This is a genomic window from Pseudoselenomonas ruminantium, from assembly GCF_900113715.1.
GTDB classification, from domain to species: Bacteria; Bacillota; Negativicutes; order Selenomonadales; family Selenomonadaceae; genus Selenomonas_A; species Selenomonas_A caprae.
The window spans coordinates 1-12,500 of record NZ_FOQK01000040.1 but is presented as its reverse complement, the minus strand read 5'-3'; the positions used below and the strand labels follow the sequence as shown (position 1 = coordinate 12,500).

The following is a 12,500-nucleotide window of genomic DNA, read 5'->3' as shown; positions in this document are numbered from 1 at the left end:
ATCCACGCCAGAAAGATAATCGTGGATAGCAGTTTCCTTAAACTCAACAGAATAGCGCTGATGATGTCGTTTGAAGAATACATCCGGGCCACAAGCATCATAGTTACGAACCCATTGCCTGAAGGATCTTCTGTCAACACCTGCATCCGCGGCTATGGAGGCATAACTGCCCTCTCCACGTTTATACTTTTCAATGAAGTGGATTTTCTCTTCGGGTGATAATCTCTTCTTGTACATAAAATGCTCCCTATCAAGCAGACAGTTTTATTATTTCTTCTGTCTACCTAATAGGGAGCATATCAAATCTGGTGGGCTTTTGATTTTGTAATTTACAATTGAAATATTTAATTTTTCTGTAAATGGGTACTCTAATGTGTTTTTAAACGAAGCTATACCATAGATTTCTCAAGATGAAAAATTCTGTGAATTGGCAGGAAAAAAGAAGACTGTGTCGAAATTAAACTACAAATATATAGCTTTGTAGCAAATCAAAGATACCATGAAGTAAATCATAACATGGTATTTTTTACGTAAGTTAAAATAATCTTGAAACATAATAAATACGGTATGCAACAGTTATAATGAATCTTGGGGAGGCTTATTGATTATGATGCGTTCGTTATACACAGGGCTTTCAGGGGTAAAAAATCATCAAAGTGGTATGGATGTTGTTGGCAACAATATTGCCAATGTCAATACGGTAGGATTTAAATCAAGCCGTACTACTTTTGCTGATATGCTTTCGCAGAAAATGCAGGATGCCTCTAATGGTAATGGCAACACGGGCAGTACTAATCCTAAACAGGTAGGATTGGGAATGAATATTGCAAGCATAGATTTACTGTTCAAAGATGGTGCGCCAATGGTTACCGGTAAAAATACTGACCTATGCCTTTCGGGAGATGGCTTATTTGTAGTTAGGGGTGGCAATCAGACATACTATACACGTGATGGTGCTTTTGAATTTGATGCGGCGGGAAATTTCGTTTTGCCCGGCAGTGGTCATTTTGTGCAGGGATGGATGGCAAATAATGGTGTAATTGACACAACTGGCGGAATTAGGGATATTACAGTTTCTTTAGGTAAGTCGTTAGTGAATGCTACGGATTTAGTAACTTATGTTGATAATTTGGATGCGAATGTGCCGACAATAACAGGTATTACAGTTGATACAGATGAGCTAATGTCTGTTAGATTGGGAGGGAAAGAGCTTCACATATGGAATATACCTGCTGATGGAAACACATGGGTGTTTCAGAATGATGTTCCATTGGGAGCTACTACTGCAACAATTAAAGCTGGGGATGGCAGTACTGCAACGGTTAAAATAACTCCAGCTGCTACTTTTGAAATATCAAAAGGGACCGATGTAGATTTTCGTACGATGGATGTTCTTACACAAGGTAGTGTAACCACTCAATATCCGCTTACCTTGAAAATCGCTGGCCAACAATATACGGCTATTAGTATGGATAAGGATATGGATACGACTAAGACGTGGCAAGTAAAAAAGGATGGAGCTACGATAGGAAGTAATACAATTACTATAACCGATGGGACAGAAGATATTACTTTTACATTGAATTCAGCTTTAACAGAGAGTATCGGAAAACTGCAAGTAACAACAGCTACTGCCAGTGAGTCAAAACCCGTAACCCTTACCTTCAGCGATGGTACAACAGTTGTGAAAACCGATGGCACTTATAACGTTGGTAAATCATTGCCTGTAGTTACAAACACAACTGTATACGATAGTTCGGGAGAAAAGCATACAATTCCATTGTATTTTATTCGAGAGGACGATACAACTTCTGATGGGAAGTGGCTAGTGTCATTAACACCAGATACTTCTGTAACCAAGGGGCAAACAGTTACCTCGGATATTACTGATGCAAATGGAAACAAACTATCGCTGTCTTTTCCTGTAGCCGAACTACTATTTGATGCTGCGGGGAATTTGACAACTGATTCCAGTGGGGATACAACAGGGATTTTGAATCTAGCCGGACAAAATATTACCGTTGACTTTAACAAAGTAACGCAATATCCTAGCGAAACCACAGTATATTCTAAAGGCAATGGTGGTGCTGATGGAACACTCAAAGAAGTACGAATTGACTCTAATGGTGTTATTACGGGGATATACACGAATGGTGTGCGTCGTCCTGAGGCACAGGTTGCATTAGCACACTTCAGCAATTCGGCCGGGCTTTTGAAGACAGGCACAAGTCTTTATCAGCAAAGTGGCAATTCAGGTGTCCCGCTAACGATAAAAGCTGGCGAGTATGGAACTGTCTTAACTCCAGGGGCACTGGAGATGTCGAATGCTAATGTGGCGGATGAATTTGCAAGTATGATTATAACCCAACGTGGATTACAATCAAATGCTAAAATTATAACTGTTGGCGATGAAATGGTTGAGACAGCTGTAAATATGAAACGTTAAACGTTGTTAGCATGTATCGTTTTCGCTGGGTTTATTTCGATTCATTTCATATAAATCTAAGGGGCAGTCGCCATTAGTCTGGCGATTGCCTTTTCTTTCAGGAAAAGTAGTCCTCGCGGGCGTTTCGTGGTATAATATTTGTTTGTAGACTCCTAGGAAAGCGGGTGTGTGAGTTGAAGGATGAGACAATCGAGAAGGTCGACGCTGAGATTGACGGCTGGCAGTATATGCAGGCTTTGCCGGAGCACTGGCATGGTTTTACCCTTGACCGGTCAAAATCGATTGACAAAGACAGCTACGATCTTTACCGTTATGTCAATGAAGAATTGCATAAAAGCGCCATCGTTTATTTTCATGAGGAAACCCACGAGTACAAGGTGCGCCTCAAGATTGGTCTCATTGAGTTCTGCCGCATCGAGTTCATCACGGCCAAGCTCGCAGACTTCGAGCAGCTGTTGGTCAAGCAGTTCGAGCAGATGCTCATGGATATGATGGAGTTCAATCCTGCCGCGCTTAGTTCGATTGTCCGCGATAAGAAAATCATGGAATGGGAAAACGGTGCCAAGCTGCCTGAGACATTGGAGGGATTTACGCTCTTTATCCGGCCGGCGCAGCCAGTCAAGATCAACAATGGCTCGTATATCGTCATCGATTATGTCGACTTTGCACTGGAGAGCAGCTTTACGGTTTACTATAATATTTATCGCGATGAGTTCTTTGCCGAAGCCCGCATCTGGAATATCCCCGACGTCAACTACGACTTTGACTCCAATGAGCTGCCCGAGCTCGAGGAAAAACTCCATCAGCATATGTTGCCGCGTCTGCGTGAGGTACGTGCCCGCGCGCAGAAAGAGGCAGCTGACCATGCGGCTAAGGCACAGAAAGAGGAGGGAGAACCGCCCGTATGATTATCATTGATAAAGCCATCTTGCATATTCTCGATTTCAATTCCGGCATGACCGTCTACTCCGATGAGGAGCTTACGGTCAAGGACAGCATCGAGACATTTCTCTATAAACATATCGAAAAATCCTGGGGCAGCCAGGACGCGAAGCCAGGGACGTTTTATGATGACAGTGCGTTCCAGCAAAAGCTCAATGACTATCTGTCCGGCGAGATGAGCTTCGTGCCCTTTTCCAAGGAAATCACGCATACGCTCGAGGAAGCCTTCACGCATGCGGAGGAAATGGCATCAGCCGATGTGATTGTGGCTGACGTGCGTATCGACGATCAGCGGCAGATCGTCGTCTTCAAGTCGAACAGCCATATCGGCTACACGCATCAGGTCAACCAGACCGAAAACGGCATCAAGAACGAAATCATCAACCATTATTCGATCATGCCCAGTCTCACGCAGAAGATGGAGGAGTTCGCCTTCGTCAATACGGAGACCAAGGCAGTCTCGGTCTGTGCGAAAAAGTATACGATCGATGGCAACAGCATCCAGGTCTTTCCCGAAATCCTGCTCGAATGCAGCCTGACACCTTCGCCGAAGGAAGCCATCAAGAATCTCAGCAAGACGGCAGCTAAAGTCGCCGAGGCTTACGGGCAGGACAAGGTCGCCACCGAAGCGGCCGTCAAGAGCTATGTGGCGGAAAACATGCAGGCAAGCGATGCGCTTGACTTAGTCGAGGCCGGCAAGGAAATCTTCAAAGAAAATCCTTCGATGCAGGCTGATTTTGACACGGCCATCAAAGAGGCAGGCTTTACCGAGCCGGTCAAGATGGATCAGGAAGCCACGCTCAAGAAGATGTGCAAGCATAAGCTCAAGACTGATACGGGCATCGAGCTGACCATCCCGACGGATTACTTCGATAATACCGAGTTCGTCGAGTTCAACAACAACGACGACGGGACACTGTCGATTACGCTCAAGCATATCTCGAACATCATCAACCGCGGATAAGGAGCGATTATGCAGGTAAATGGCGATTTAGCAAATATCAAAACCTACATATTGGATAAACTCAAGGCCATCTATGAGCTCTCCGTGCCCATCGGGCAGCTTTCGACCAAGGAGCTCAATGAGCGCATGCTCGAGATTACCGACATCCTCGAGCGCGAGGTCGCTGTCTATATCAACCGGCAGGGCAGGATCGTACAGGTGTCGCTTGGCGATGCCGATACGGTCGATTTGCCCGAGTTCCAGCGGCAGGCACGCAGCGACCGCCGGCTTTCCGGTATCCGCTGCATCCATACGCATCCAAGCGGCGACGTGCGCTTAAGCGAGCCGGATCTGTCGTCCCTGCGCCGTCTGCGCTTCGACTGCATGGCGGCTATCGGACGCCATCATAAAGAAGGCATCATCGGCTCATTGGGCTTTTTCACGGGGGAACAGAACGAGGCCGGCGTCGAAGAGCTGTCACAGCTCGGTCCGGTCAAATCAAAAGTACTTGACCAAATCAACCTCAATATGCTCGTGACCGTCGTCAACAAAAAGCTCGGCGCGCAGAATCTGAAGAATACCGATGCGGAAGAGGAACGTGCCATCCTCGCAGGTGTCGAGCGTCCGGGCCAGCAGCTCTGGACCATCGAGGAGTCGATGGCCGAGCTTGCCCGGCTTGCCGATACGGCTGGCGCCAAGATAGTCGGCCAGTTCACCCAGCGCAAGGAAAAGCCCGACGCGGCCTTTTTCCTCGGCAAGGGCAAGGTATCCGAGATTGCGATGGAGATTCAGAACACCAACGCCAATCTCTTGATTTTAGATGATGAACTCACGCCGTCCCAGCAGCATAATCTCGAGCAGATACTCGGAGTCAAGGTCATTGACCGCACGGCGTTGATTCTCGATATCTTTGCCCAACGCGCCCGCTCGCGCGAAGGCAAGCTGCAGGTCGAGCTTGCGCAGCTGAGGTACAATCTGCCGCGCCTTGGCGGTCAGGGCCTCGTGCTCTCGCGTCTGGGCGGCGGCATTGGCACACGCGGCCCCGGCGAAACGAAGCTTGAGGTAGACCGCCGTCGGATATATGCCAAGATCCATGATATCGAGAAACAAATCGAAGGGCTAAAGAAAAGCCGCGATTTGCATCGCGTCCGCCGCAAGGAATCGCGGATTCCGCTGGTCGCGCTCGTCGGCTATACCAATGCGGGCAAATCGACGCTGCTCAATAAGCTCACAGGGGCGGAGGTCTTTGCTGAGGACAAGCTGTTTGCAACGCTTGACCCGACGACGCGGCATCTCGTACTGCCCGAGAAGCAGGAAATCCTGCTGACCGATACCGTCGGCTTTATCCAGAAACTGCCGCATACGCTCGTCACGGCCTTCCGCGCGACGCTCGAAGAGGTGCAGGAGGCTGATATGCTGTTGCATGTCGTCGATTGCAGCAATGTGAATTTCGAGCAGCAAATCGCTGCAGTTATCGAAGTGCTGAAAGAGCTTGACGCCGAAACGAAGCCAACGCTTTATGTGTTCAATAAGGCCGACCGCATCGACAACGACAATCTGCGCCAGCAGATGCTGCATGACCGTGAAGGCATCTGCATCTCTGCGCGCACAGGCGAGAATCTTGCGGCCCTGCAGGCTAAAATCGAAGGCTTTTTCCAGGAAAGCCAGATCAAGCTGACACTCCTGATTCCCTACGATAAGGGCGGCATGATTACGGAGCTGCATGCGCTTAACGCCGTACGTTCCACCGAATACGTCGAGCAGGGGACCCTTGTCGAAGTCAGCCTGCCCGTTTCCGAGAAAGATAAATATCTACCATATAGTAAGGAGTAATTTTCGTGTCATTTTCCCAGAAGATCCTTGACCTCAAGAAAGAGGTCCTTGCCGAGACCCAGCCGCTTTTCGCCCATGTCGATGAAGTCGCTGAGGCCAACACCTTGAAGGTACTCGATGCCATGCGTGAATGCAAGGTGTCCGATGCCCATTTCAACACCACGTCGGGCTATGCCTACGACGACATCGGTCGCGGCAAGCTCGAGGAGCTCTACGCTCATATCTTCGGCGCCGAGCGCGCTCTGGTGCGCACGCAGTTCGTCTCGGGCACCCATGCGCTGGCAACGGTCTTATTCGGCATCCTGCGTCCCGGCGATGAGCTCGTCTCGCTGACGGGCAAACCCTACGATACGATGCAGACCGTCATCGGCTACGACAACCCGAGCCCCGGCTCCCTCAAGGAATTCGGCGTGCTCTACAACGAGCTGCCGATGATTGATGGCAAGGTCGATATGGATGGCATCAAGAACGTCATCACCGACAAGACGAAGATGGTGGAGATCCAGCGCTCCCGCGGCTACAGCATGCGCAATCCGCTCTCGATCGAAGACATCCGCGCCATCACGGCCGAAGTCCATCGCCTCAAGCCCGACTGCATCTGCTTTGTCGACAACTGCTATGGCGAGTTCGTGGACACCCTCGAACCGACCCAGGTCGGCGCTGACATCATGGCTGGCTCCCTGATCAAGAACCCGGGCGGCGGTATCGCTCCGACGGGCGGCTATATCGCCGGCAAGGACAAGCTCGTGGAGCTGGCCTCCTACCGCTTGACCGCACCGGGCATGGGGGATGAGCTGGGCGCAAGCCTTGCCAATAACCGCCTGCTGTTCCAGGGCCTGTTCCTGGCACCCCATGTCGTTGCCCAGGCCATCAAGGGCGCGCTCTTTGCCGCTGGCATGTTCGCCAAGCTCGGCTACAAGACGCTGCCACTGCCCACCGATGTCCGCGGCGACATCATCCAGGCCATCGAGCTCGGCTCGGCAGAAAAACTCATCGCCTTCTGCGGCGGCATCCAGAAATACTCGCCGGTGGACTCCTACGCAGCGCCCGAGCCTTGGGATATGCCGGGCTATGCCGACCAGATCATCATGGCGGCCGGCACCTTCGTCCAGGGCGCCTCGATTGAATTCAGCGCCGACGGCCCCATGCGCGCACCCTACAACGTTTATCTGCAGGGCGGCCTGACCTTCGAACACGCCATGATCGGCGTCATGGGCGCAGCTCAGGCAGTGCTTGATGTTGACAAATAATCAACCGGAAAAAGTCCAATAAAAATGACCAGTCAAACCGAAAGCGATTTGACTGGTCATTTTTGACTATAGGATTGACATGTCAGCCATTACATCTGACGATAGATGCCGATTACCTTGCCGAGGACGTTGACGTCTTTTTCATAGAACGGCTTCATCGTATCGTTCTCCGGCTGCAGGCGGAAGCAGTCTTTCTCGCGATAGATGCGTTTTACCGTAGCACCTTCTTTATCGACGAGGGCAACGACGATATCGCCGTCGTTGGCAGAATCCTGCTGGCGGACCATGACGAAGTCGCCGTCGTAGATGCCCGCGTTGATCATGCTCTCGCCCGATACCTTGAGCATGAAGGTCTTGTCAGCCGTACCAAGGAGATTCTGCGGGAACGAATAGACATCCTGCACATTATCTTCTGCGAAGATCGGCATGCCAGCCGTGACCGTGCCTACGAGTGGAACGGCGACGTTCTTGCCCCAGGGCTTCTCATCCAGGATGTCGATGGCACGCGGCTTGGTCGGATCGCGCTTGATCATGCCGTTTTCCTCCAGGCGGGAGAGGTAGCCATGCACCGTCGAGCTGGACTTGAGGCCTACGGCCTTGCCAATCTCTCGGACCGAAGGCGGGTAGCCCTTTTCGAGCAGGAACGACTTGATGTATTGGAAGATTTCTTTCTGGCGCTCACTGGAAGTCTGCGTCTTACGCATAATTATTGCCTCCTAACAACGAAACTAACTATTCTTATGTTCTATTGTACCATATATATGTTCGCTATGGAACTGATTTTCGCAAAATTTTTCATTTTTTACGGGAAGATGGTATAATCAAGATATGACTTACAATCGATTGCTAGAAATGGGGGGGTTCCATGGGCTTCATTTCCTTTGCCCAAACGAAAAAAATAACTGCCGTTGCTGCCGGCAGTATGATGACCGCCGCTGCTGTTTATGCACCAAGCGTTTCGTTGGCGGCACCGATTCCTTTGCGTGGCATCGTCGAGGGCTTCTATGGTACGCCGTGGCAGCAGGCTGACCGTCTGGATATGCTCGCCTTCTGTGGCCAGCATTCCCTCAACGCCTATATCTATGCGCCCAAGGATGATCCGTACCATCGGGCCAAGTGGCGGGAGCCCTATCCAGAGGCCAAGATGCAGGAACTGGCCGAGCTGATAAAGGCCGCTAAGGCGCAGGATGTCCGCTTCATATTTGCCGTGTCGCCAGGGCTCGATATCCATTTTTATGGACTCAAGGGCTATCAGGACCGTCTGGCTATGGAGCGCAAACTGCAAGCCATGTATGATCTGGGCGTGCGGGATTTCGCTATTTTCTTCGATGATATCAAGGACAAGGATGGCCAAGGACAGGCGGAGTTCCTGAACTGGCTGTCCGAGCATTTTGTTGCGGCCCATAGCGACGTCCAGCCGCTGCTGACGGTACCGACGGAGTATTTCTACGGCGATATGCAGACAGATGGCGCGAAGAAGCCCTATACGCAGGCCTTCTCGCAAACTCTGCGGCCCGAGATCCTCGTGCTCTACACAGGCGATGGCGTGGTGCCCGACGGGCTGAGCGATACACAGCTGCAGCAGGCCAATGATCTGTATGGCCGCTCGCTGGGTGTCTGGTGGAACTACCCGGTTACCGACTACATGGAAAACAAACTGGCCTTGGGGCCGATGGAGAAACTGCCTGGCAAGACGGCACTGCCAGCCATCTTCTTCAATCCGATGAAATATGAGCAGCTTTCCAAGATCGCTCTGGCGACTGGCGCCGACTATGCGCAGCAGCCGCAGATCTATGATGCCCAGGCGGCTTGGGAAAAGGCTATTGCGCAGCAGTACGGTAAGCTGGCACCTGCTATGACAGCTGTGGCCGACGAGTCCCAGCATCTGGAGAACAACTGGGCCAAGATCGGGCCTGCCGATGGACGGAAGCTGCGGCAAGCCATCGATGCGTATTGGCAGAGCGGCCGCGCCGAAGATGCACAGACGGTCAGGGAAAAGCTGGCGCGCCTCCGCAAGGCGGCAGACACCTTGCAGCTTTCGCTGCCGGAGAGAACGCTGGCAGAATGCCGTCCCCAGCTTGAGCAGCTGATCCGCATCGTCGACGCAGATCTGACAGGGATGCGCTTGCGCGAGCAGCCAGAGGATCAGGCGCTGAAAGCGGCGTTCAACCGCCAGCGTGCGGCGGTTGCCAAGTACGACGCGCAGGCGCGCATCGCCGAGACATCCGCGCGTGCTTTCGTGGATGAACTGGCGCATTCGCTTGGTATGGACTAAGGAGGTTTATGATGAACTACCAGAACTATTTCTGCGTGGCAGCTTCTGCAATGGCAGCTGCCTATGGCTTTGCGGGGCTCATGCCAGCTGCGGAAGCAGGGATTGCTGTCCAAGGCGAGCAGGCAACGGCTGAATATTGGACGGCACGGCAGCCCGAAGGGGAGAAAGTTCTCCTTTCAGCGGAGGACATCCAAAAACTCAATGACTCCCTGCGGGCCCGTAATGATACCTTACGCGATCTGGTCGATTTCCCGGCCACGCTGACTGGTCAACAGGTCAAAAACCGCATCTTTGCCGCCATGCAGGATTATTGGCCGGGCGAAAAGCCTGAGGACTATGCAGGCAACCATATCCTTACCCCTGCGGAATGGGAATACGTCCGTCAGAACTGCAACATCGACAGTCTGTCCGAAAAAGTAGAAGTACAATACGGTGTGACTACGCAGCGCGGCGATATACGCCTGCTGCCGACCAGCGATGGCTGGTACAGTGCTCCCAACGATATCCATTACGATAACCTCCAGGGCACGGCAATCGATCCGGCCCAGTCTGTTGCGGTGCTGGCGGTCAGCCGTGATGGCAAGTTCTATTTCGTCCAGTCCAAGGATTATCAAGGCTGGCTGGCGGCTGCCAACGTCGCGTTGACCGACTACAAGACATGGCTGAACTTCGTAGAGCCCAGGGATTTTGTGGTGGTCATCAGCAACAAAAAGAAACTCGCGGCCAGCGGGGGGGCAGAAGAACTTTATCAGATGGGGGCCACCATCCCCTGCAAAAAAGATGCGAATGGCCGCCTGGCACTGCAGCTGCCAGCAAGAGATGCCGCTGGCCGGCTTGAAATCGTCCCCACGCCTGTGCAGCTGGACAGCACCCTGCATCAAGGCTACCTGCCATACAGCTACAACAACACCATCCGCCAAGCCTTCCGCTTCCTAGGCGATGTCTATGGATGGGGCGGTCAGGACGAAAGCGTTGACTGCTCGTCCTTTGTCCAGGATGTTTATCGCAGCATGGGCATCCAAATCCCCAGAGATGCCGATCAGCAGGAGGCTGCCTTGCCAGTCAATCAACCGCTGGTTGGTTTGTCGACAACAGAACGCTACGACGAGGTCAAGAAGGCAAAACCTGGGGCGCTTTGCTTCAAACCCGGCCATGTCATGATGACCATCGGTCAGAACGACGCCGGTGTGCCGATGGTCATCCATTCAGCCAGCAGCTATTACGATTATAAGGTCGATGCCCAGAAACACTACATCCGCCAAGTCATCGTATCAGATTTGACATATCAAAACAGTCAAGGCACCCAAACCATCGATGGTATGAGCAGTATCGGCAGCATAAAATAAAAAATTTTCAGCGTGAAAAAAATGGGGCGCTCAGAGCTGTTCTGAGCGGTTTTAAAAGCATCGTGCATATAAGTTTATGCATCAGCAGATAAAACCGCAGGAACAAGCTCTGAGCGCCCTTATATTTTTACTCGATAATTTACTTCCGATAATTTATACTTATCGGAAGTTATGCGGATATTTTTTATATGTGTTAATATGCGTTTATGAAAATCGCTTAGAAAGCGCGTCGTTATTAGCTTTTTAGATATTTGTTTGGGAAAACACTTGCATATGCTTTTATATACATTTTTCTGCCTGAGCGACAAATTTTAATCAATTCCTAACAACAGCAAAAAAATGAGCCGTCTCACGATCGGGACGGCTTTTTAGTAGTGCCCTTTACATTGGGCAATCTCTATGGTGTTTTCTCTGATTCGGTATACCAGTCTGTTTTCATCATCAATCCGGCGGCTGAACCAGCCCTGCAGGTTGTGCTTGAGTGGTTCGGGCTTGCCGATGCCTTCCAGCACGCCATCGCGCTCTACGCTTTTTATCAGCGAGTTTATCCGCTTTAAGGCCTTTTTATCCTCCAACTGCCAGTCAAGATATTCCTGCCAAGCACGGCCAGACCATTTTTTACACATCAATTAGGTCGTGCTCCTCTCCTTCGCCGGCCTCCAGCTCGGCTATGGATTCAGCAAGGTATGCCTGATTCTTCTTGCTATAAAACGGATCAGCTGTTATCGGGAAAGGTATTGACCTGGTTCTTACCATTGCCTTCAGGAACATGGTATATGCCGTGGACAGTGTCAGTCCCATCTCCGCACATAAAGCCTCTGCCTGTTCTTTAAGCAGGGGGTCAACTCTCATCGTGAGTGTGGTTGCCTTCATGGTAAATCCCTCCTTTTGTATAAAATTATAGCATGAAGCACTAACAATGTAAATACATATTACTATCAATCTGCTTGTTGAATTATATGTTATCAGTAATTCCTACACATCGGTGTAGGAATAGCATGCCGATGCCATGGGATAATCATCCTCGAAAAGAATCGAATTTAAGAGGTTGATTATATGGCCATAGTCAGAACACGCAAGTGCGGCCGGACATACAGCTATAGCCAATACCCAGTAAAAAATAAAGTCCATACCAGCTTCATTGTCTGTAGTGACCCCATAAAGTTAGACCTTACCGGTAGTAGCAATTATTTGCTGCTACCGGTTTTTTATGCTGCGGCATGACGTAAACGGTAATCTACTGGGCTGAGCCACCCCAGCTTAGCTTTGATTCTGTGCTTATTGTAGTATGTGATGTAATGCCGTATAGCTCGTTCAAGTTCTTCGAAGCTGTGATAGGTATGCCCATAATAGATTTCCTGTTTTAGCAGGCCAAAGAAATTTTCCATCACGCTATTATCCAGACAGGTGCCTTTGCGAGACATACTTTGAAAAATTCGTTCTTCCTTTAATCGGCCTACATAGC

12 protein-coding genes are annotated in these 12,500 nt (G+C 50.6%); 7 read left to right on the top strand and 5 right to left on the bottom strand.

What is annotated here, in order from left to right; all coding sequences use genetic code 11:
- The coding region (locus BM181_RS14465) for a transposase (RefSeq protein WP_143092226.1) at positions 1-237 on the bottom strand (237 nt) is incomplete at its 3' end.
- 370 nt (positions 238-607) lie between these two features.
- Here BM181_RS14465 and BM181_RS14460 point away from each other — a divergent pair.
- The 5 genes from BM181_RS14460 to BM181_RS14440 all read left to right on the top strand — a co-directional run bounded on the left by BM181_RS14460 (position 608) and on the right by BM181_RS14440 (position 7,414).
- The gene (locus BM181_RS14460) at positions 608-2,446 is read left to right on the top strand and encodes a flagellar hook protein FlgE (protein WP_075445820.1); all 1,839 of its coding nucleotides are present in this window, start codon (positions 608-610) and stop codon (positions 2,444-2,446) included.
- 173 nt (positions 2,447-2,619) lie between these two features.
- Positions 2,620-3,354 carry a hypothetical protein gene (locus BM181_RS14455; RefSeq protein WP_075445819.1) on the top strand — a complete coding sequence of 245 codons (735 nt, stop codon included), beginning with the start codon at positions 2,620-2,622 and terminating at the stop codon, positions 3,352-3,354.
- Complete coding sequence (locus BM181_RS14450; protein ID WP_075445818.1) at positions 3,351-4,352, top strand: nucleoid-associated protein; 1,002 nt, start codon at positions 3,351-3,353, stop codon at positions 4,350-4,352. The genes BM181_RS14455 and BM181_RS14450 overlap by 4 nt, the downstream gene beginning before the upstream one ends.
- A 9-nt stretch (positions 4,353-4,361) precedes the next feature.
- Positions 4,362-6,164: a GTPase HflX gene (gene hflX, locus BM181_RS14445; protein ID WP_075445817.1), complete on the top strand. Its 1,803-nt coding sequence runs from the start codon at positions 4,362-4,364 to the stop codon at positions 6,162-6,164.
- A gap of 5 nt (positions 6,165-6,169) precedes the next feature.
- The gene (locus tag BM181_RS14440; RefSeq protein WP_075428045.1) at positions 6,170-7,414 is read left to right on the top strand and encodes a methionine gamma-lyase family protein; all 1,245 of its coding nucleotides are present in this window, start codon (positions 6,170-6,172) and stop codon (positions 7,412-7,414) included.
- Positions 7,415-7,503: 89 nt separating this feature from the next.
- Here the strand turns inward: BM181_RS14440 and lexA are convergent, their stop codons facing one another.
- Positions 7,504-8,118 carry a transcriptional repressor LexA gene (gene lexA, locus BM181_RS14435; RefSeq protein WP_075428044.1) on the bottom strand — a complete coding sequence of 205 codons (615 nt, stop codon included), beginning with the start codon at positions 8,116-8,118 and terminating at the stop codon, positions 7,504-7,506.
- 161 nt (positions 8,119-8,279) lie between these two features.
- Between lexA and BM181_RS14430 the strand changes: the two genes are divergently transcribed.
- Positions 8,280-9,689, top strand: coding sequence for a protein O-GlcNAcase (locus BM181_RS14430; protein ID WP_075445816.1), 1,410 nt, complete (start codon positions 8,280-8,282; stop codon positions 9,687-9,689).
- An 11-nt stretch (positions 9,690-9,700) separates the two neighbouring features.
- Positions 9,701-11,035, top strand: a complete 1,335-nt coding sequence (locus BM181_RS14425) for an NlpC/P60 family protein (protein WP_177207221.1) — start codon at positions 9,701-9,703, stop codon at positions 11,033-11,035.
- A 368-nt stretch (positions 11,036-11,403) separates the two neighbouring features.
- Here the strand turns inward: BM181_RS14425 and BM181_RS14420 are convergent, their stop codons facing one another.
- The 3 genes from BM181_RS14420 to BM181_RS14410 form a co-directional block, all read right to left on the bottom strand.
- Positions 11,404-11,661, bottom strand: a complete 258-nt coding sequence (locus BM181_RS14420) for a Txe/YoeB family addiction module toxin (RefSeq protein ID WP_075445814.1) — start codon at positions 11,659-11,661, stop codon at positions 11,404-11,406.
- Positions 11,654-11,908, bottom strand: coding sequence for a type II toxin-antitoxin system RelB/DinJ family antitoxin (locus tag BM181_RS14415; RefSeq protein WP_075445813.1), 255 nt, complete (start codon positions 11,906-11,908; stop codon positions 11,654-11,656). Before BM181_RS14415 ends, BM181_RS14420 begins: the two co-directional genes overlap by 8 nt.
- Before the next feature lie 335 nt (positions 11,909-12,243).
- On the bottom strand, positions 12,244-12,500 hold a 257-nt coding region (locus BM181_RS14410), incomplete at its 5' end, for an IS3 family transposase (RefSeq protein WP_143092225.1).